Origin of the sequence: Pseudoalteromonas caenipelagi (assembly GCF_013140855.1) — a bacterium.
In the GTDB taxonomy this organism is placed as follows: Bacteria; Pseudomonadota; Gammaproteobacteria; order Enterobacterales; family Alteromonadaceae; genus Pseudoalteromonas; species Pseudoalteromonas caenipelagi.
Genome location: NZ_JABBPG010000003.1, coordinates 414,242 through 435,530, shown reverse-complemented (window position 1 = coordinate 435,530; position 21,289 = coordinate 414,242). Strand labels below are relative to the sequence as shown.

Below are 21,289 nucleotides of genomic sequence, written 5' to 3'. Positions count from 1 at the left end.
TGGGGCTTTTGTTTTTTTGGACTGAGATTCTTACGCAGCAGATACGTTCATTGTGCAGAGCTGCTCACCGCTTTGTGCAATCCTTGTTAACGCGCCGATTCTCAGAGCCTTGTAATAACACCAACCTTGATGAACAGTCACCCCTTTACTTAACAAATAAGCCGCTTGATGTGGTGTTTCAACCCCCTCCGCTATCAGCTTTTTATCCAGCTTGTTAGCCATTTCTATTACCGCATTGAGAACCGGAGACTGCAAGTTATCAAGGCCAATTGATGCGACAAAGCTTTGGTCGATTTTTAATAAATCTATCGGAAAACTTTGTAAATACTGTAGGCCGCTGTATCCCGTGCCAAAGTCATCGACAGCAACTTCAATACCTTGGTGTACCAGTTGCTCTAAAGTTTGCTTCACTTGGTTTTGAGACAGTACATCACGCTCTGTTAACTCGACTGTTAAAGCATTGATCTGCCGATGAGCACGATAAAGTGAACTTAAGTAGTCGTTACAAGTCAATAGTTGACCATTCACATTAAAAGACACTTTAAAGTCTGGATTTTGTGCTAAAAGCGGTTGTAACTCTTCAACTGCCGTGTTTACCTGAGCAATAGATATTTCAATAATCGCCCCACTTCTTTCTGCCTCTGGAATAAAGTAAGCAGGTCCCAGTTCTCCTTCTGTAGGGTGTTGCCATCGGATCAGTACTTCTACACCAACGATTTGCTGGGTCCTTGCATCAATTAAAGGCTGATATACATTAAACAATTGTTGCTTAGCAATTGCCTGCTTCAACTGAGATTTTAAGCTTAACTGTCTGAGTTCATAATAATGATGTAAAAAGCTCAAGGCAGCCCATACAAACACATACAGCAACCCCAACACAGTCAAAGAATCTGAGGCTACGGCAAAAATAGATGCGCTGTTGCTGCTGGCAACAATTGCTAGTTTAGGAAGAGAGGCTATTGGTTTTGCATATAAAAACTTATCTTCACCGTCATCAAATTGACCTTGTGCATACAGCGAGCTACGAATCGGAAATAACGGCATATTCAACGGCAAGCTATATCCACCTTGTAATATGATGGGCACACCGGTCTCGCTATCAACCAAAGCAATAAAATCCAACGCTGAGTATTGCTCAAGATCCAAAGTATGGCGAAGCCAATCACTAGGCAGTAACACATTGACTTCGTAGCCGTCACGACGTGTTCTAGCTAACACAAAAGCCGATACTTCCATATATTCACTAATAATCGGCCCGTGATATCTCAGTCCATCAGCTTTGATTGGAGCCGTTTTTTGGATCGGTGGATTTAATTGACCATACGAGTTACACGTTAACTGCCCTTTTTGGTTAACAATACCAATTTCACTCATTGCTGGGTTTTTAAATACTTGCTGGCGTAATTTAAAGATGGTTTCAGGAGGGCAATTTACATCTAAAGATTGGGCTTGGTTTAAAAAGGCATCAATTTCTTTCAGCTGAGAATTGAGTTCAAAATGCACTTTTTCGGCGATATTTTTGATATGCAGCTGCTCTGCATCACGGTGTTGTATAAATAGCAAGGCCAGTAAAATGCCAAAAATTAAGCTGCAAGCCAGCCAAGCCAAAGCAATACTTCTCAATTGCTTTGCAAACATAAATGCACTTGGCATGATCTAAACCCCAGCCTGCCATTTTAAGAAGTCCTAATTTTAAATAACAAACATGACTTTTTTATGACAAAACAAAAGGCCCTGGGCATAAACCCAAGGCCTTAAGAATAGCGTTCACTTATAGAAAATTTTAACTTTCTTTACTGGTCCCAACTTCGACGCGAGTCTTCAGTTTTTGACCTGGACGGAAAGTTACTACGCGACGCGCAGAGATAGGAATGTCTTCACCTGTTTTAGGGTTCCGACCCGGTCTCTCTTTTTTGTCACGGAGATCAAAGTTACCAAATCCAGAGAGCTTTACTTGCTCCCCTTTTTCAAGCGCTGAGCGGATTTCTTCAAAAAACGCTTCAACTAAGTCTTTGGCATCCTTTTTATTTATCCCCAATTTTTCAAATAGGTGTTCAGCTATGTCGGCTTTAGTAAGCGCCATATCTAGTCCCTCAACGATGCATTAAATTGTTTGGCCAATTCGGCCACCACGTTGTCTACAACTTGATTGATGTCTTTCTCTTCGAGAGTTCTATCAACCGCTTGTAATGTAAGAGCAATCGCCAAACTCTTAAAATCTGGCTCAATACCTTTGCCCTTATACACATCGAATAAGTTTAGGTCAACTAATTGATTTCCGCCAACTTTCTCAATGCTTTCTAAAATATCGCCTATTTTTACGTCATCTGCAACTAAAATAGCAATATCTCTTCGATTTGATGGAAATTTAGACACATTGACTGCTTCTGGAAGTTTACGAGCACTTAAAGCATCTACTTCAACTTCAAACACATAGGCAGTACTATTCAAACCTAGAGACTTTTGTAATTGTGGATGAACAGCGCCAATAAAGCCAACTTTTACATCATCAAAATATATAGCCGCAGATTGGCCAGGATGCAAGCCGTCATTAACTTGTGCTTTAAAGCTAAAACGAGCGCTGTCGTTAGTAAGCGAAAGCAACGCTTCTACGTCACCTTTAACATCAAAAAAGTCACTTGGACGAGACGCGATAGACCAATGTTCGTTGTGCGTGTTACCATAGACAATACCACCTAAAACAGCAACTTGTGCTACACCGTTTTCAGCAGACTCATCTTTTAAGAACTTTAAGCCTTGTTCGAATAAGCGAATGCGCGACTGTTGACGGTTTTGGTTGTAAACCACAGCATTAATCAAGCCTGTCATCAGGCTGACACGCATCGCTGACATTTCTACCGAGATAGGATGCGGTAAAACAAGGGCATCTGACTCAGGGTGCAATAGTTTTTGTGCTTTAGGGTCAACAAAGCTGTACGTGATAGCTTCTTGATAACCACGAGATACTAACTCGTTACGCATACGAGACACTGGTACATTTACTTCTGAATGCGTAGTCATCTTAAGTGCAGCTGTAGGCGCAACATTTGGAATGTTGTTGTAGCCAAAAACGCGTGCAACTTCTTCAATTAGATCTTCTTCAATACTGATATCAAAACGATAACTCGGTACTTGTGCCTGCCATGTATCTTCAGCAAAGCTCACACCAAGACCCAAACGGGTAAGAATGTCAGTTACTTTCTCATCTTCAATATGGTAGCCAATTACTTTGTCTAAACGAGTGCGACGCAGAGTTACAGACTTCTCTTTTGGTAAATCAGCTTCAGACACAGCTTCGACTACAGGGCCTGCTTCACCACCTACTATGTCTAATAGTAAGGCTGTGGCGCGCTCCATTGCATCACGTTGTAGCTTATAATCAACACCACGCTCATAACGGTGAGAAGCATCGGTGTGTAATCCGTAGCTACGAGCTTGACCTGCAATTGCCAACGGCGCGAAAAATGCGCTTTCTAGTAAAATATCTTGGGTGCCTTCTTTGACACCCGATGCTTCACCACCAAAAATACCCGCCATAGCTAATGCTTTATTATCATCTGCAATTAATAGCGTTGAAGGGTTTAGCTTAGCCGTGTTGCCATCTAGCAACACCAACTCCTCACCTTCATTAGCATTGCGCACTTTAATACCACCTTCAATGGCATTCAAATCAAACGCATGCATCGGATGACCAAGCTCAAGCAATACATAGTTAGTAACATCAACCACTGGGTCAATTGAGCGTACACCTGAACGACGTAGTTTCTCAACCATCCAAAGCGGTGTGGTAGCGTCCAAGTTAATGCCTTTAATAATACGACCTAAATAACGTGGACACGCTTTGCTGTTTACCAACTCGATAGAAATTTTATCATCAATTGTTGGTTGTACTGCTTCAATTGCTACTTCTGTAACGTCGAGTGAATTTAGTACACCTACTTCACGCGCAAGACCTTTAATACCTAAACAGTCACTACGGTTGGCCGTCAGATCAACATCAATTGTGACGTCATCTAACGCGAAATATTCACGGATACATTGACCAATCGGTGCATCACTGGGTAACTCAAGAATGCCATCTGAACTTTCAGCCATACCTAACTCTTCAAAGGCACACAACATACCGTGAGAAGGCTGACCACGTAGCTTGGCTTTTTTAATCTTAAAGTCGCCTGGTAATACTGCGCCAACTTTAGCAACGGCTACTTTTAAACCAGCTCGGCAGTTTGCTGCACCACAAACGATATCTAATAATTCGTCTTCGCCTACATTTACCTTAGTTACACGCAGTTTATCAGCATCAGGGTGTTGTCCACATTCAACAACTTCGCCAACTACCACACCAGAAAAACTGCCAGCAATTGCATCTACGCCATCAACTTCCAAACCTGCCATTGAAAGCTGTTCAGATAGAGCCTCAGTATCAATGGCTGGATTAACCCATTCGCGTAACCACTTTTCACTAAATTTCATATTTACTTCGCTCTTATCTGAATTGGTTTAGGAATTTTAAATCGTTTTCGAAAAATGCACGTAAGTCGTTTACGCCATATCGCAACATGGTTAAACGCTCCACCCCCATACCAAAGGCAAAGCCCGTGTATTTCTCAGGGTCAATACCCACTGAACGAAGTACATTAGGGTGTACCATCCCGCATCCTAGTACTTCTAACCATTTACCGTTCTTACCCTTTACGTCAACTTCCGCTGAAGGTTCCGTAAACGGAAAGTAAGAAGGACGGAAACGTATTTCCATATCTTCTTCAAAAAAGTTACGTAAGAAATCGTGCAAAATACCCTTAAGCTCAGTAAAGCTCACATCCGTATCGACCATCAAGCCTTCAACCTGATGGAACATTGGTGTGTGCGTTTGGTCGTAATCGTTACGATATACTCGACCAGGAGAAATAATACGTAACGGCGGCTGCTCGGCTTCCATCGTACGAATTTGTACGCCACTGGTTTGTGTACGCAGTACCAACTTAGGATTGAAATAGAACGTATCGTGATCCGCGCGTGCTGGATGGTGCTCAGGAATATTTAAGGCATCAAAGTTATGGAAATCATCTTCCACTTCTGGACCAGACTTAACAGCAAACCCTAGCTCACCAAAAAATGACTCTATACGCTCAATAGTACGAGTAACTGGGTGTATGCCACCTACCGGCATAGTGCGACCCGGTAACGTTACATCTATCGTCTCTTGGGCGAGCTTTTTTTCAAGCGCTTGTTGCGTTAAAAACTCACGCTTGTCATTAATCGCATCTTGTACTTGTGTTTTGGCTTGGTTGATCACAGCCCCAGCTTCTTTACGCTCTTCTGGCGCCAAAGTGCCTAAGGTTTTTAGTAATCCAGTGATCTCACCTTTTTTACCAAGGTAATTAACTCGGACATCCTCAAGGTGCGCGATTTCGCTTGCGCCTGCGACGGCTTCTAGCGCCTGCGCTAAAATATTCTCTAAGTTCATTCTATACCTGATCTTTATGGAGGTAATTTGCTGTGTATTAATCGCTTATGATAACTGAAAGCAAGGACTAGATTCTAGCCCTAACTTAACTCAGTTTGCCTTTGGCAGTGAATATTTGTAAAAAGTTATCGCTTTAATGGCAAATTACATGATAAAGAACGGCATTATCCATTATTTGTTCATAAATTAAGCGTACTTTTAATAAATGGAATGGTGAGTTTACGCTGTGCAGCCATTGACGCATGATCGAGTTTGTCTAATACATCAAGTAACGCGCGCATGTCTCGACTCAGTCTGGTTAATAAAAAACGCGCACATTCGTCAGATAGCTCAAGCCCTCTCATATTGGCGCGCTTTACCAGCGCCTCAGCTTTATCATCATCACTCATAGAACGGATCTGAAAAGTGGTTCCCCAGGCTAGACGAGACTCTAGATCTGGCAAGTTGATATTGAGCATATTGGGCAGAAGATCGGCGGTTACGACTAGGCACTTATTGGGTTCATTAAAACGATTAAAGAAGTTGAACAACGCCTTTTCCCAAGCCTCAACACCTGCAACCAAGTGCACATCGTCAATACACACGACATCTAGTGTTTCTAGTCCATCTAACACCGCAGGACCAAAGTCTATTACTTCACGTAAACTCAATAAAATAGTCGAAAGTCCCATTTCTTGAGCATGAATACACGTTGCATACAGTAAATGTGACTTACCAGAATCAGCTAATCCACACAAATAAGTGTACTGAAACCCTTTGGTAATGTTTAATAAAGAAGTTTTAAGATGGTTCACTTCTAAAGATTTTGCGCCGCCAAAATATGATTCAAATGTTTCGTCATCTGGCAGAGTGACTGGCAAAGCCATTTGTAAAGGTTCGTTGCTCATCACTGCTCGCCTACCCAGCTGTATCTGAGGTTACCAACGTTTGCAACCTGATAGAAAGCATGTGGGTCAATGTAAACGCTAAATGCCTGTTCCAAATTGAGAGACTTTATCAAGTCATCCAACGTAGAACTGTGCTTAATGACAAAACGGATTTTATCCGCTGAACGATAAGTCACATCCACATCTACCACGGTACTCATACTCTCTAGTTGTCTTTTGGCAAGCTCTATCGAGGTAAATGTGTTTAAATTGTCAACCAATAACGAGGTGGTTTGCAGTGTTACTGATTGTGTTGGGTCTATGGCATAACTTTGCGCTAATGCTTCAGAAAAGTTATTCACCATCTCGCTTAAAATTTGCTGCTTATCACCCACTAATTTATTCACTTCAAACGATTGGGCATCAGTGTAACGCCATTCTAATTGCCAGCTGCTGCTATTCGGTTGCTGAAACATTCTTGCGGTGATCACCCGCTCAGCATTGTATCGTTGTGAAGCAAACTCAACAGGCTTAGAGAAGTTACCCCACACTTCCGCAATGCTTACTTTGGTCAAGTCGTCTAAATCTAACAATGGGACAATTACAGGCACCCCCCACTCAGCAGCGGTATCGTAAATAAGCCTTTCTAATTGTGGATAGCTATCTTGGGTGACAAACTCCCTACGAAGGTTGTCCTCGATTGCCAACCAAATGGCGATAAGCGGTCTTCTGTTTCCCCAAAGAGGTAACTGCGCATCTCGCACAAGCTCTTCAACTCTGCTAGGTTCAAACCGAACACGTATTTTGGTTAACCCTTCAGGTGTTTCAAGATATTCATACTTGAGCATGTAATCCGAAATTGAACGCATCGCTTGTTTGATCAATGCTGAATCGGCCCCATCATGACGTCCAGTAAGCTTTTTAATAACGTTATACAATGCTTGCTTACTTGCCGTTACACGAGTATCTCGGCTTTTATCAGTGACGTAAAGCTCACTTTGATATAGATCGGTCACCTCGACTGCAGCACATTGCAACGACCATACCCAACAAAAAATAAACAATATTCTCAATGCCATAACTTAAGCTACAGGAAACCTTTATAGCTCGATCCTAAAGCAAAGCGCCGCCATTGCAAAGCCCTTAACAAACTTAAAATTATTTTGAGACTGAAAAAGAAATTTGACCTTTTCCGTTATTTTTTGCTTGATACAAAGCATCATCAGCCTGATGTAATATACCTTCAGCACTAAACGCTTGTGCATAATTGCCGGTAACACCAATGCTGCAACCACACTGTACTGACTTACTCGCTTCAATATTGATTGGCGAACATATCGTTTCTAAAAGCCTTTCGCAAACTTGCTTTAATACACCAAAATGTAGAGGTTCGGTCATCAGCACCACAAACTCGTCGCCACCTAAACGCGCAACTAAATCATAGCTTCTTACTTCCTCTGATAGTCTTTGTGCTACGACTTTAAGCACAGTGTCTCCGGCTTGATGACCATAAGTATCATTGATTGGTTTGAAATCATCCAAATCTATGTAAAGTACATATACCTCTAGCACAGCACGTTTAGATTTAGAAGATAAACGTACCAGCTCTTTGAACAGGTACTTTCTGTTTGCCAAACCCGTTAAGTTATCATGCAGCGATTCGTATTCTAGTTGATGTTGTAACTGCTCACGCTTGGTGACTTCCAAACGAATTTCTTCTAAACTTTTTTGTAACTCTCGGGTGCGCTCTTGCACCCGCTCTTCCAATTCTCGTTGATAAATTTGCAAAGCCTCATTTGCTTCCACCAGCGCCCTTTGATTGTTAAATGCGTCTAACGCTGAAGAAATCACATGGCTTATTGTATACAGCACATCAACGATAACGCCTGAGTACTCTTGTTCATTGCGATAAGATTGAATAATGAATGCGCCCAAAAAAGAGCTACGATTGAGCAGTGGAAAACACAACCACTGCTTAGGCATAGTGCCAAGCACTTGAACATCGCCCCTGTCTATCAGTTGCTTAATATCTTGTTCTGTGAAGTTACAAATTTTACGTTGATTAATTGCATAGCCTGTCAGTGTATTCTCAATGACGTTGACGTCGATATCTTCTAAATCTTCTACGCGAACATCGTCCATTACATCATGAAAATAAGGAAAACTAAGCACCCCATCATCTCTACCAAAAAGTACCACATAAAAGTTATCGGCATAGGTGACCTTTTGCAAAATACAATGGATATCAAGCAGGAATCGTTGAATAGAATCACTGGTGTTAAGACAAGCGACGATATCTGTCACACTGTCAATAACGTTATCTTTCGCTATTTTTTGTACAGTCATCGCTCACCTTAGTTTATAAACTCGCGCTGAGAAATTATAATAATGAGTATAGGATAGGATTATAGGTTCGCTAAAACATGCCTACAAAATAACTGCATGACAAAAAAACTGTCATATTCTCTTAATTAAAAGTAAATACAATGTAACATAGGTTTACCAATATTTTACCTTTGAGTTGTCGTGCGCCGTTCTATTTTTGCTGTATTACACACACTGTCTATTGTCGCTATTTCTTTTAGTTTACTTTCAGGGCTGCGCATTGCGTCTTTAGATAAATCTTATTTGCTAAGCATTACCACGCTTTTGCCTGAAGGTCAGGTGCACTCACTGCACTTAATAAGTGGTATATCGTTGCTGGTGCTAAGTTGTTATTACGGTTACTTCAAACTCTCCCACCGTACAGTGACGACTCAAACGCGCTACCACAAACTCGTTACGTGGTTTGGCTATGTGATAATACTAACAAGCTTGCTAAGTGGGGTTTTATTGCGGCTGGATTGGCTACCACAACCTTTATTGCCACTTCATTATTTTAGTGCTTTAGCCCTCCTTCTATATTTATTGCTACATAGCTGGGTCTATGCCCTACAGCTGGGACGAAATGCCTTTAAAAAAATACTGTTTATACCGCTTAAGCGTTTTCCGCTTCGCTTAACGGGAGTTTTAATCTTGTGTATCTGTGTCTTGTACTATTACGTGCAATCTTCAACTCACACGCTATCTGTATCAGCAATTTCCGCAGATGTACTGATGGAGATTGATGGGTATGACGATGAACCCCAATGGCAGGATGCCACCCTATTTTTCGTTGATACTAACCATGGGGCAAACTTTGTTGATGGCTACGCGCAAGTAGCTATCAAAGCACTGAGTAACGGCCAAGAGACATTCTTTTTGTTTCGTTGGGCCGACCCCACTCAAAGCTTAAACCATTTACCTCTGGTTAAAACCGAATCAGGTTGGAAAGTACAAGAAAATGGCTTTTATCACTTTGATGAACAAAGTTACTATGAAGATAAATTTGCCGTGATGTTATCTAATAGCTGCTCATTTGGCGCGGATGGCACAAGCTACCTTGGCAAACAGCCTTTTAACTCATCCCCAGCTAACTGGCATAGCAAAGGCTATCACGCCAGTCTAGATGGCAAAATACGAGATCTCTGGCATTGGAAAGCAGTACGTACCAACGATATGGTACTGGCTGATGATAACTTTATTGGCCCTTTGGTTAAACCACTTAACGCAGAGCGCCGATACAAAGCGGGTTATCAAACGGATGGCAAAGAAAGCGGATCGTATGTCATGAATTGGCAGTGGTATTCAAAAAACCAGATAACGCCAAAACGATTACCAAATCAAAATATAGATATCTCACACCCTGTGCTGCCATGGTTTGGTAGTCACCCTTACCAAAAAGCACACGATACTTACCCAATTGGAACACAATTGAGCTCTGTACTTTATCGCTCAAATCGCTTTGAAGGGGACCGAGCTGATGTCAGAGCGAAAGGTCGTTGGCATGATGGCTATTGGACACTAGAGCTTGTTAGAAAGAACAAAACTGATTCGGCCCATGACATTGCGCTTAGTAACCACACTTGCATGTGGGTGTCTGCTTTTGATCGCAGTCAAATTGCGCATACCCGACACCAGCGAGCAATCAAGTTGAGGTATGCATTGTGATTAAGCGCTTGTTAATCTCTTTACTCGTAGCAACAGTCCTCTATGGCATTGTTCATTTTTACCCAGCTCCATCAATGCAACCAACTCCCCATGCTAGGTATACAAAAATAGCGGCTAATGGTGTGCCATTAACACCTTGGCAAGGCCCTTGGGCCTGCGTATTAGACCGTAAACTTAACGTACTTTGGGAAGTAAAAACCGATAATGAGTCGATTCATGATGGCTATTGGACATACTCTTGGTTTCTACACGAAAAAGGGCAAGAAAATTTCGGCGATTGCTATTTTGAGTCACAACGTTGTGATACGCAGGATCTGATTGAACGCACCAACATCCAGACCCTATGTGGGCAAAATAACTGGCGACTACCCACAGAGCAAGAACTAGCAAGCCTTATACAATCGCCTTCTCGACCTGGCCGTGCACATATCGCCGATGACTATTTTAGCTATATTAATCAAGGTGACTATTGGACCAGTCAATCAGATAGCAGACTATCGCGTCAATTTAAGCACCTTAAACTCGGGGCAAAAGCAATCAACTTCCATAGTGGAACTGTCAATGCCTTGCCGTATAGAAATGCCGCTTTTGTGATCTTGGTGAGCTCTTTGACCAAAACACATCCACTGTCACAGTTCAGCAGTCGTGATAACTCCATTAAACAAAAATGAATACAGGACCAAGGAAATGAAGACACATATCGTGAGTCTCGCTGTCGGTTTAAGCTTTGCGCTCAGCGCCCATGCAGGTAGTGAGTATCACAGACTCATTTGGGACCATAACCCAGCATCTCAAGCGACCATTGGTTTTACACCATCTGGCGGTAGCAATCACCATGTCAAATATGGTACTTCAACAGATGAGCAAGCGTGGCTCACTCACAATATTGATGTAACTCATACATTTGATGGCAGTTTAAATAGCAGTTTTGCGACCTTAAAAAACCTTAACCCCAACTCAAATGTGTATTACCGCGTATGTGATAGCCAAGGTTGTTCAGAACGATTTTGGTTTAAAACAGCACCCACAGATGCACAGCCTTTTACCGCTATTGCAGGCGGTGATACCCGAACAGGATGGACAACACGTCGCCAAGGCAATCAGCTGATTGCAAAAATTCGCCCTTTATTCATCATGCATGGTGGGGACTATACCAATGCAAACTCTGCGTCGGAAATGGCAGAATATCTCAAAGATTGGCAGCTTACTTTTTCAAGCGATACCATTGATGGACTCAGTTACAAACGCATTTATCCGTTTGTTGCTACACATGGTAATCATGAAGATGATAACTATAAAACGTTATGCCAAGTGTTTGGCGTTGACTATAACCAAGACGGCCAATGTACCAGCTCTGATACATATGGTGCCTTCAATGTCGGTACTTTGCTGCGCGTTTATACGCTCAACAGCCAATATAAAAACAGCGGTTGGTCAAGCTACGCAACGGCTATGAATAACTGGTTAGCGCAAGATTTAAGCTCGCATGGCAATAATGCAACTTGGCGCAGTGCACAATACCACAAACCTATGTACCCGCATTACTCAGGAAAATCTGATAACACCATTTTGCACACTTGGTGGGCTGATGAGTTTTACAACAAGGCAATGAACCTAGTGGTTGAGTCAGACACACACATCAATAAAGTAACTCAGGCTTTAAAGCCCACATCAAGTGGCTTCAACGCTACGACTTCCGGCGGCACAGTTTATGTTGGGGAAGGCAGCTGGGGCGCACCAGCACGCTCCGCTAACGATCCAAAAAGTTGGACCATTGATTTGGCCAGCATTCAACAATTTAAAGTACTCTCTGTGAGTGCTGACAACTTATTGGTACGCACCGCACAATTTGATGCAACGGCTGATACATTAAGCCTTGAACAAAGAGCGGCCGACCCCCTAGCACTGCCTGCCAATATCAACTGGTGGCAAGCCAGTGAGATTGGCGACATACTCACACTTAAACAAGCAAGCAATAAACTCAGTGTGATAGATAATGACAGTGGGCCTGTTGATCCACCAATCGCCACGACACTACAAAACGGCGAAGTCGTTGCAAACCTTAGTGCGGTTAAAAATAGCGAAGTGCATTACGTGCTTGAAGTACCTGACAACGCAAACAACCTAACATTTAGCACATCTGATGGCTCAGGCGATGCTGACTTGTATGTTAAGTTTGCGCAGTTAGCCACGTTACAAAGCTATGATTGTCGCCCCTACGAAAATGGCAATAATGAAAATTGCCCAATTAGCAATCCGCAAGCAGGTAAATACTATGTTATGTTGCATGCTTATGACGCCTACTCAGGCATGAACTTAGTTGCAAACTATAACGTTGGTACCATACCTGGCAAACAGCAACAATGGTCAGATTTGAGCGCAAGTAAAGGCAGTTGGCTTTACTACACCTTTGACGTGCCCGCAGGGGTCAGTGAGTTGCTAGTAAACACCAGCCAAGGCACAGGAGATGCGGATCTTTATGTCAGGTTTGGGCAAAGGCCTACCAGCTCCAGTTATGAGTGCCGACCTTATAAAGAAGGAAATTTGGAGCAATGCAGTATCACTAATCCACAAACTGGTACTTGGCATTTAGGTCTAAAAGCTTACAGCAGCTTCTCTGGCGTATTGCTTGAAGCACAAGCACAATAAAGAAACCTATTCGCCCCTTGTTATTTACGTAATAGGCCATAAGTCTTAGGCTAATACTTTACAAGGGGCATGCTATGGATTTTTTACATACCATGGTGCGTGTTAAGGATTTAGACGCATCACTACATTTTTATTGCGACCTACTGGGTCTTATCGAAGTTAAAAGATATGACAGTGAACAGGGTCGTTTTTCTTTGATTTATCTGGCTGCTCCAGGGCAATTAGATGAGGCCAAAGAGAGCTTTAAACCAACCATTGAGCTAACTTACAACTGGGATCCCGAAGACTATACGGGCGGACGCAACTTTGGTCATCTGGCATTTTCAGTCGATGATATTTACGCCATTTGTGACAAGCTTCGCCAATCAGGCGTAACCATTAATCGCCCACCTCGCTGTGGTCATATGGCATTTGTTAAATCACCGGATGGTATTTCTATCGAGCTTTTACAAAAAGGTGAGGCACTGGCACCACAAGAACCTTGGCTTTCTATGGAAAACACTGGTACTTGGTAATTGATATGCTAAACACCCAAAACAAGGGTGTTTAGCGCACTATTTCCAGATCTTTGTCGGTAATGTGGTAGTCGGCCAACAGTTTGTTCAACGCCTTATCAAATAACGGGTCTCGCATTAAGTTATTGATAGTGTCTATTACTGCCTGCATAGATTTGGTTGCCACTATTGCCCGCGAGTAAAACTCATGTGGCCGCTGTGAGAAATGAATATCATTTTGCCAGTGTTTTTTTTGCGCCACCAAATAGTTCACAGTTGCTCTACTAATCACCGCTACGTCTAAACGCTGTTTGACCACCATCTCCAACAATTGTAATTCAGTACCCGTTTCAACTAACGTCGCTTTTTCAAGTGTTACTACGGGCGCAACTTGAAAATAATAGTAGCCTCTTATTCCACCTATTGTTTTTGAATACAATGACGAAGGACCTGCAAATTCAAAAGGGGTTTTTACATGCGAAACAAACTCATCCCTGTCATTCATAAACGCATTAGACCAAGCTAGCTTCGTTTGCTCTCGATCTCTAAACCAAACCGGACTTACCCCCATTATTAATCCGTCTAATGTGTTTTGCTCAATGTCTCTATTTAGGCGCTTACGCGGCATGTATTCTAACTTAAACCTGATCATTGGCTGAAATCGATTTAGTAACTCGGTTACATCAAAATACAGGCCTTTTTCTTCTTCAACATCGATAAGGTAAGGAGGTTTTAGGTGGTAGGCATAAACTTTTACTTGCTGCGTTGCATAAGAAGGCAAAATAATGAACAGCAAACTGATCACTGCGACTTGTAGTAAAGCTCGATATGGCATAAACGTCATGGCTGATTAGTAGCTCTATCTCGTTTAACTTTATTGTTCTAAATAGTGTTAACCAGTCACTAATACAATGCAAACAATTTATATATTTATTCACAACGAATAAAAAGGTACATAGGCAAAATTAAGCCTATGTACCGATAGATATTAGATACAACCACCGTCATTATATGTAACTTTGAGTGACGCCGCTTGTGAGTCGCCCGACACTTTTAAGTAACCCCAAAACTGGGATTGACCACTTACACTGATACATTCTGCGTTGCCTTGATTGTCAGAACGCGCATCAACATTAGTGCCATTTGGCCAACCTGAATTGCTGTACTCTAGAGTTAAATCGCCACTGCCGTTTGCCGTTTCGATGCGTACCGAGCTTTGCTCATCGACACTTTCTAAACTAAACCACATAACCGATTCATTACCCAAACATATCAGCTCGCCGTCTTTTGCTCGCCCGCCTGTTCTAGCAGCTTGGGTTTCACATGCATCAGGTAATGACGCAATTGGCGCATCAAAATTAGCAACAAGTTTCACATTACTAAACGCATTGTAACCCCTTACCATCACAAAATACTTACCCGATTGAGGCTGTGCAAAATCACATTGCTCACTGTTACCACCCACATACGGGCGACAATCATAACTGGTTCGCGTAGGCTCACTGTTGTAACGCACATATAAATCTGCATCTCCAGAGCCTCCAGATAAGCTAATATTTAAGTTACTTGCTTGTTGTGGCACATCCAATACAAATAATAACTCTTCATTCTGCTGCCCCGAAATATTAACGGCTTGCCCACGTTTAAGCGGCGTAGCCCCTTGTCCTTGAGCCACGGTTGCTTCGGTACTTGCAGTGTTTGACAGTCCTTGTGAGTCTGTAACTGTTAATGTGACGGTATATTCACCCGCATTGTCATAAATATGAGACGGGTTAGCTTGCGCGCTTTGGTTTCCATCGCCAAAATCCCACTGGTAACTGGCAATTTCGCCTTCTGCATCACTACTTCCTTCACTTGAGAAAGCAATTGCTTCGCCCGCATTACCACTGTATGGACCGTTTACTTTGGCAACAGGAGCTGTGTTCTCTCCCATCGCTAGCTCTTGCGTCCATTGGGTAAAGTCGCTATCTAAGCGTACCTGCCAGTCGTTGATGAGTGCTTGATAACCTGCCCAATCGCCAACTCGGGTTTTAGCAAGCATTTTATTAAGCTCATCGTTGTGACGCTCAAACATATAGCGCACCGCAAGATAGCCCCAACGATATATTCTGTCTTGGTCAAAACCATCATAGGTAGTGGCAAACACCTGCTGTAAATTGTAAACAGAACCATCTTTGATGGTATCAATGGCTTTTTGGTTGTCATTGAGATTAGCAATGTATTCAGCAACACCTTCGCTCCACCAAACAATGGCTTCGGTAGGTGCATTAAAACCACCGTAAAGATCGAATCTCCCATCTAAATAATGCACGTATTCATGCTCTAAGTTCCAAACAAAGTGATCCGCTTTGGCATAACTTGCCTCATACGCAACAAAGTTAGCCTGATTGTCTGTTTTGCTTGGATCCCCTTCTAAATACATACCACCATTGTTAGTATCAATTTTAAATATCGCTTTTGCGTACTTCTTATAATCGTTACTACTGTTGAAAATATTCACTTGTAAGAACGAGTTATTGTCATCCGCCACTGGCGTTTGATTGGTTGCTAAGCGCGTGTGGAAGCGCGTTTCTTCGGCAGCCATCGTGTCACATGCAGAAGATAGCTGCTGTGGCGTCATCTCCTGTGAACGAATACGAATTGTGCTACTACATTGATGCGTTTGTGAAAGCACTTGCTGCGTTAAAGTGTCTTCAAAGTTACAGATCCCAAACTCTGAACAATCTGTATAATATGACGCCACATCCGCTGCATTTAGCCACAAAGCATCACCAAAGCCGTAGCTTTTATAAGTAGAGAAAAGCTGCTTCAAACCATCAGTTACGATAGCGTCAATATCATTTGCGCCATATTGCTTTAACCTTGCAAGCTCACCAGATGCATTCACAATCAAAAACTCTGCGTCTGAATTAACCATCCAAGATTTTTGTGTAAAGGCAACGAGCTTATTAACTAAGTCAGTATCTTTTTTGATTTGAGTAACGTAGGCATCATTCCACTGACCACGGAATAAAATCGTAAAAATACCATTGACGGCGTTGCGCATATTGCGACTGCTTGCGTAGTTTTCGTCAAAGCGAGTTAACCACTGACGCACAACCTGCAAATACTCGTGTTGTAGCTCTGCACTATCCATCGTTGTGATGACTTCTTGAAGCACTTTGCCATGGTCGTTATTGTTGTCATAAAAATGGCTATTATTCACAAAAGCATCTATTGCAAGCTTAACATTAGCGCTGATGCTGCTATCAAAAGTGACCGCATCGTTATAAAACTCGACGTAAAAGCCTGCACGAATAAACAAAAACAGCGCAGTTAAGTCATTGCTGCCAGTGCCTGCATAGTTGCTAGCAAGAGTCTTAGCATGTTCTGCCACCGCGTTCATTTTTGCATTTGTAAATACCGCGACTTGCACATTGCTACTTGCAGAAAATAGATCATTAACACAGCTCGTCCCTTGTGATTGAACCAGCCCGACAAGCTGCTCAGCAGATGCATTTGCCAGCGCATCAAGGTCGCACACTTGCATTGCATCTACAGACGCTGCTTGATGCACTCTAAGCTGCGGATTTAGGCTTACAACTCTATTTAGAGTTGATTGTGCTGTAGGCGCGCGTTCGTTCTTTTTAGTATGCTCATGACCGTGCTCTGTGTGTTCAACAACCTGCGCCGAGTAAGGCTGCATAAGTGCAGGTTCTATCTGCTGAGATGCCATAATGCTGTGACTGACGCTCAACCCCAAAAATGGCAGAGATAAAATAATGTTATTCAGTTTCATAATGTACCTTTGTATGTTGCGTATCCAAGTCCACCTATTGTGGACACGTTATAATTAACATTAAATAAACAGTGTATACAATATATTTTATATAACATTAATGAATATAAACATACCGAGAATGGCATAACTGAGATAAAAAATTGCTCATAACAAGAAAAAAACACTCTGCATGAGTATTAAAAATAGGGCCTGAGAGCGCTATGGTTTACTGAATTAGTAGAAAAAAGACGTAGGTAGATCATTTCAGAATTGAAGGTCTAGACATAAAGCGTCGACACTCGTTTTAAAAAGTGCCACATTTTTGTGATGGGTATGCCACTAGGTTTAACTGCAGGGTTCGATTAGATACGAAGCATCCCGACCCAAAACATAAAGAAAAAGTTACATCAGATGTTCACCACAGGCAAAAGGCAAGACCTGATCCCATGAGCTTCTCTAATCCCATTGTTCACTCCTTGAACTTAGAATTGAAATGATTTTGAAGAAACTAAAGCTTAGACAAAACACTCAAGGTTTCAAACTTAAGTGCCTGTCCATTTGACTTACACTTTAGTTAATCAGTTATTACGCTTTCCTTCGCATTGCATTTCATGCACTTTACCATCATTAGTTATCGCTATATGGACTGTCCAGAGTACAAATTCGTCCCAGAGTAGTCAGAGTATTAGTCTAGCTGTTCTTGAACCACAGGCCGATACGTACTCGTCGCATTTTTCCTTCTGACTATGCTCTGTTGATCAATTTTTTTCCTCTCAAGGTGTTTACGCAATGCTTCCTTAAATTGATTATCGATTTTCCCAAGTTCATCCCAGAAGATGTAGTCTTCTTTTTCGTCGTTAAAATAACTAAGATAAGGACCATAATATTTTTTCAAATAGTCTAGCGGGTCCTTTAATTCATCTGACTTTTTATATTTAGGGAATACGACTTCGTTGTGTTGAGCCCTGTTTATAAAATCCAGTACTGCTAACCGTTTATTAAATGTAAGTTTAAGTGCAAACTCCCTAAGCTCAGCTTCGGGTTCATATACATAGCTTAGACCGTGTTGAAAAGACCATTTTTCTTTAAGCTTTTCATAAACTAACTTTTGAGTTAAGCCCAGCTCAAGCGAGTCAATTAGAGCCGTTGTTACAAAGGCAACTGGATTAATGCTCACATTTATATCAACATCAAAAAACAGGGCTCGCATGACCTTGTCACTTAATGCACCAAGTCGCTGTTCGATTGCATTGATAACTGTCTTTTCTGCTTTTTCAGTATCAGGGTGATATGGGTTACCAACCGAAGAATAGTAATAAACTTGGTTCACTTCAGTGGTCATATTAAATCCAATATTTGCAAACTTTATCTTTGCATGTTTTAAATCTTCTGTTGGAGTAAAAACAATTTTAAAGAAAGGAAATAAGTAACGAAGCCCATCAAGCTTTTGATTAATTCCATTGATTGCTTGTACAATGAGCTCCCAGCTTTGCTCTTCTAATTCCGAGCTAAAAAGGGCTAGGATTTCTTGTTCAAGAATATCTCCAACCTGATGTAAGTACGTTTCCCAATAGCTTTTCCGTAAATTAGACTTAATTTCCCTAGATAAGAATTGTGTTAAATAAAATGCATGATCCCAAACCCCTGAGTCTAGCCCAGATTCATTACCATTTTCTACATGTAAAATATGACTAACAGTCATAGGCACACGTCCAGAAATGTAAATTGGAAATGTTACAAGTGCCAAGGATGTTTTCTCTCGATCAATTGTGCCCGGCGAAAGCCCTTCAAAAATATAATGTTGAATAACTAGCTGTAACAATCTTATGCAACACTTTTCAGCGTGCTTCTGCTGATAACCAAGAAATGGAGAGGCATTGGCAAATGGGTAACGAATATGGATCAAACCCGTAGACAACACCGGATCTGCAAAACTGCGAGCATCGTCACTGGTATCCTGTAAATAAATATCCAGTAAATTTCTTATTCCCATATCTGGGGTACCGTTAATAACTTCACCCGTTTCGCTATTTACAGCGCGAATATCACATAAAATATCCAAAAAAAGTTTGTCATATTTTTCTACAAATATTTTTGTTTTGCCGCAACTTAAGCTCGAGTAGCTTTTTATCTTGTTGAGTGGAAAGAAAGACTCCCCTTTGTTTTTAAATTCTCGCCTAAAATGAGTCAGGTAATCAGACAGATCCTGATATTGTCTTTCACTAATTACTATTCTTGTATCAAAGGGATAGCCGTGAAACCCCTCATTTGCTTGATTGATTGAAACTCTAGGGGCTAAATTGGGGGCCCTAACCTGCTTTTGATAAAAAACAATATTTGGCAAGTTAGAAATTGACTTGCTTTCATTTAACTTTTTAACTGTTTTTGAAAAGTACCTGACCTTTTCAGAATATGCAGACTCTAATATCTGTTTATTGATTTCAAAAATTTGATCTGTATTTAAAAAGTCAACATCTAAACCACTATGAGATGGATAGCTATTAATTATCGAATTAAAGTGCTGCTCAAGTCCGTCGTGAATTGAGTTACTAAATTCTTCAGATATACCTATTATTTGCGGATTATGCTCAGTGAAGTATGCAAAAAATATTGCCAGTAGTTTTTGAATTATTTTCGTGCTCTCTCGCACATTTTCTTCTTCGCGTGGATTTACATGAATAAATTTCAACCGACTTGAATTATCATCTCTATATATCTGAAAAGCTAGCAGGCCATATTGGCACTCTTTATTGTCAATAGCAAAAATTGGAAAATATGACTCTTGCTCTTTAGCCAGTGCTTCACTCTTTACTTCTAACTTTTTTCCATATTCATCGTTATCAATATAGGTTCTAACCTTACCTTTCCCTTTATTGTAAATCGCGAAAGTTAATGGGTGTTGGCATAAGATCATTAATTTATTCAAGAGCTCCACAGGATGAATACATTGATTCTCTCTTCTTAGGAAAAATTCTTGGATAAATGAGGACATAACCAAATCCACACGTCTTTTCAGCTCAAGATAGTCATATTTTCCCGTTATTTTTGACACAGACACACCATAACCTTATGAAATTAATATTGTTTTATTAAAACAACCAAGCAGCGACCTAAAAGATTGATTTTGTCCTGACAATTTTCCCATGTATGTAAATGTCCGACTTTATACCAACAAAAATCATTTTGTCCTCATAAAATGTAATTGTCAATATTATATGGAAATACTCTAATTTTTATTATTAACTTGAATCAGCAGCGATTTTGCTGTGCATATAGAAGGTATTAACTATGAAGACTTTACTAGCATTAACTTTAACTATGGTTGGCATTTCTAGTTCTTTCGCTTCTGAAATTAAGGGTAATACTGAGCTGAAAACAAACATTGACGGCAACTTCGTCACTTCGAATATTGGTACCGGTATTAAGTCGAGCAATTCTTTATCTACCATCAGCTCTAGCAATATAAAAGGAAACACTCAGCTTAGTACCAATATTAACGGCAACTATATTCACTCTAATATCGGCACTGGAATAATGAGTGATGTATCACTCGCTACCATCTCTGGGAGTAAAATAAAGGGTAACACCAGTGCAACAGCTAATATTGATGGTAACTTAGTTATATCAAATATAGGAACTGGCATTCGCTCAAAAGTAAAAATTTCTAGCATCGACTAATTTATTAAGGCGCTTGTTATACAAGCGCCACTTTACTGAGGAGAGAAAAATGCCGAAGCATTTATTATTGATTATTTTAATCACTCCAATGCTTTTTAATAACCAACTCGAAGCAAAGGAGGTTGTTAAACAACAATCCAAAATTGACGCAAAACTCGCGCGAATTAAAGCAAAGATGAGCGTACGCTCAAGAGACACCAGAAGGGATAAAGTTATAAAAGGGAATAAAGCAAAGGACGGCAGTTGTAACGTAAATGTTGGTAGCCAAGAGAATAATGGCGTTGCTGTTAATACTCAAATCAATATGGTTGCTAAAGATGTCATCGTAATTTGTGAAAAATAGTAG

The 21,289-nt window shown here is 41.1% G+C and carries 16 protein-coding genes; 6 read left to right on the top strand and 10 right to left on the bottom strand.

Going from position 1 to position 21,289, the window contains the following annotated elements; translation table 11 throughout:
• Nucleotides 1–30: 30 nt before the first annotated feature.
• The 7 genes from HG263_RS10370 to HG263_RS10340 form a co-directional block, all read right to left on the bottom strand.
• Nucleotides 31–1,653: an EAL domain-containing protein gene (locus HG263_RS10370; RefSeq protein ID WP_171626001.1), complete on the bottom strand. Its 1,623-nt coding sequence runs from the start codon at nt 1,651–1,653 to the stop codon at nt 31–33.
• Between the two features lie 130 nt (nt 1,654–1,783).
• Complete coding sequence (ihfA, locus tag HG263_RS10365) at nt 1,784–2,083, bottom strand: integration host factor subunit alpha (RefSeq protein ID WP_010362644.1); 300 nt, start codon at nt 2,081–2,083, stop codon at nt 1,784–1,786.
• A gap of 2 nt (nt 2,084–2,085) precedes the next feature.
• Complete coding sequence (gene pheT, locus HG263_RS10360; protein ID WP_171626000.1) at nt 2,086–4,473, bottom strand: phenylalanine--tRNA ligase subunit beta; 2,388 nt, start codon at nt 4,471–4,473, stop codon at nt 2,086–2,088.
• Between the two features lie 13 nt (nt 4,474–4,486).
• A complete protein-coding gene (gene pheS, locus HG263_RS10355) occupies nt 4,487–5,467 on the bottom strand; it encodes a phenylalanine--tRNA ligase subunit alpha (protein WP_171625999.1) in 981 nt (326 codons plus the stop codon).
• Nucleotides 5,468–5,646: 179 nt separating this feature from the next.
• A complete protein-coding gene (hda, locus tag HG263_RS10350) occupies nt 5,647–6,354 on the bottom strand; it encodes a DnaA regulatory inactivator Hda (RefSeq protein WP_216628410.1) in 708 nt (235 codons plus the stop codon).
• Nucleotides 6,354–7,412, bottom strand: coding sequence for a DUF2066 domain-containing protein (locus HG263_RS10345; RefSeq protein WP_171625997.1), 1,059 nt, complete (start codon nt 7,410–7,412; stop codon nt 6,354–6,356). The genes hda and HG263_RS10345 overlap by 1 nt, the downstream gene beginning before the upstream one ends.
• A gap of 79 nt (nt 7,413–7,491) precedes the next feature.
• On the bottom strand, nt 7,492–8,679 hold the full coding sequence (locus HG263_RS10340) for a GGDEF domain-containing protein (RefSeq protein ID WP_171625996.1): 1,188 nt from the start codon (nt 8,677–8,679) through the stop codon (nt 7,492–7,494).
• Between the two features lie 180 nt (nt 8,680–8,859).
• On the opposite strand from HG263_RS10340, the gene HG263_RS10335 reads away from it, so the two are divergent.
• The 4 genes from HG263_RS10335 (at nt 8,860) to gloA (ending at nt 13,526) form a co-directional block, all read left to right on the top strand.
• Nucleotides 8,860–10,362 carry an ethylbenzene dehydrogenase-related protein gene (locus tag HG263_RS10335; RefSeq protein ID WP_343043981.1) on the top strand — a complete coding sequence of 501 codons (1,503 nt, stop codon included), beginning with the start codon at nt 8,860–8,862 and terminating at the stop codon, nt 10,360–10,362.
• A complete protein-coding gene (locus HG263_RS10330; RefSeq protein WP_343043980.1) occupies nt 10,359–11,033 on the top strand; it encodes an Lcl C-terminal domain-containing protein in 675 nt (224 codons plus the stop codon). The genes HG263_RS10335 and HG263_RS10330 overlap by 4 nt, the downstream gene beginning before the upstream one ends.
• 16 nt (nt 11,034–11,049) lie before the next feature.
• Nucleotides 11,050–13,011 (top strand): pre-peptidase C-terminal domain-containing protein, encoded by a 1,962-nt coding sequence (locus HG263_RS10325; RefSeq protein ID WP_171625995.1) that lies wholly within the window; start codon nt 11,050–11,052, stop codon nt 13,009–13,011.
• A 74-nt stretch (nt 13,012–13,085) separates the two neighbouring features.
• Nucleotides 13,086–13,526 carry a lactoylglutathione lyase gene (gene gloA / locus HG263_RS10320; protein ID WP_171625994.1) on the top strand — a complete coding sequence of 147 codons (441 nt, stop codon included), beginning with the start codon at nt 13,086–13,088 and terminating at the stop codon, nt 13,524–13,526.
• Nucleotides 13,527–13,557: 31 nt separating this feature from the next.
• On the opposite strand, the gene HG263_RS10315 is transcribed toward gloA, so the two are convergent.
• From HG263_RS10315 to HG263_RS10305, 3 genes are all read right to left on the bottom strand, one after another.
• Nucleotides 13,558–14,349, bottom strand: coding sequence for a substrate-binding periplasmic protein (locus HG263_RS10315; RefSeq protein WP_171625993.1), 792 nt, complete (start codon nt 14,347–14,349; stop codon nt 13,558–13,560).
• A gap of 144 nt (nt 14,350–14,493) precedes the next feature.
• Complete coding sequence (locus tag HG263_RS10310; protein ID WP_171625992.1) at nt 14,494–17,283, bottom strand: collagenase; 2,790 nt, start codon at nt 17,281–17,283, stop codon at nt 14,494–14,496.
• 667 nt (nt 17,284–17,950) lie between these two features.
• Nucleotides 17,951–20,317, bottom strand: a complete 2,367-nt coding sequence (locus HG263_RS10305; RefSeq protein ID WP_171625991.1) for a hypothetical protein — start codon at nt 20,315–20,317, stop codon at nt 17,951–17,953.
• Between the two features lie 236 nt (nt 20,318–20,553).
• Between HG263_RS10305 and HG263_RS10300 the strand changes: the two genes are divergently transcribed.
• Together HG263_RS10300 and HG263_RS10295 are read left to right on the top strand one after the other, a co-directional pair.
• Nucleotides 20,554–20,943, top strand: a complete 390-nt coding sequence (locus HG263_RS10300) for a hypothetical protein (RefSeq protein WP_171625990.1) — start codon at nt 20,554–20,556, stop codon at nt 20,941–20,943.
• 49 nt (nt 20,944–20,992) lie between these two features.
• Complete coding sequence (locus HG263_RS10295; protein ID WP_171625989.1) at nt 20,993–21,286, top strand: hypothetical protein; 294 nt, start codon at nt 20,993–20,995, stop codon at nt 21,284–21,286.
• The last annotated feature ends 3 nt before the right edge of the window (nt 21,287–21,289 follow it).

What these genes read in the sequence shown, in the direction of transcription:
- HG263_RS10370 (WP_171626001.1), bottom strand. Translation starts at nt 1,653, where the DNA reads ATGCCAAGTGCATTTATGTTTGCAAAGCAATTGAGAAGTATTGCTTTG.
- ihfA (WP_010362644.1), bottom strand. Translation starts at nt 2,083, where the DNA reads ATGGCGCTTACTAAAGCCGACATAGCTGAACACCTATTTGAAAAATTG.
- pheT (WP_171626000.1), bottom strand. Translation starts at nt 4,473, where the DNA reads ATGAAATTTAGTGAAAAGTGGTTACGCGAATGGGTTAATCCAGCCATT.
- pheS (WP_171625999.1), bottom strand. Translation starts at nt 5,467, where the DNA reads ATGAACTTAGAGAATATTTTAGCGCAGGCGCTAGAAGCCGTCGCAGGC.
- hda (WP_216628410.1), bottom strand. Translation starts at nt 6,354, where the DNA reads ATGAGCAACGAACCTTTACAAATGGCTTTGCCAGTCACTCTGCCAGAT.
- HG263_RS10345 (WP_171625997.1), bottom strand. Translation starts at nt 7,412, where the DNA reads ATGGCATTGAGAATATTGTTTATTTTTTGTTGGGTATGGTCGTTGCAA.
- HG263_RS10340 (WP_171625996.1), bottom strand. Translation starts at nt 8,679, where the DNA reads ATGACTGTACAAAAAATAGCGAAAGATAACGTTATTGACAGTGTGACA.
- HG263_RS10325 (WP_171625995.1), top strand. Translation starts at nt 11,050, where the DNA reads ATGAAGACACATATCGTGAGTCTCGCTGTCGGTTTAAGCTTTGCGCTC.
- gloA (WP_171625994.1), top strand. Translation starts at nt 13,086, where the DNA reads ATGGATTTTTTACATACCATGGTGCGTGTTAAGGATTTAGACGCATCA.
- HG263_RS10315 (WP_171625993.1), bottom strand. Translation starts at nt 14,349, where the DNA reads ATGACGTTTATGCCATATCGAGCTTTACTACAAGTCGCAGTGATCAGT.
- HG263_RS10310 (WP_171625992.1), bottom strand. Translation starts at nt 17,283, where the DNA reads ATGAAACTGAATAACATTATTTTATCTCTGCCATTTTTGGGGTTGAGC.
- HG263_RS10300 (WP_171625990.1), top strand. Translation starts at nt 20,554, where the DNA reads ATGAAGACTTTACTAGCATTAACTTTAACTATGGTTGGCATTTCTAGT.
- HG263_RS10295 (WP_171625989.1), top strand. Translation starts at nt 20,993, where the DNA reads ATGCCGAAGCATTTATTATTGATTATTTTAATCACTCCAATGCTTTTT.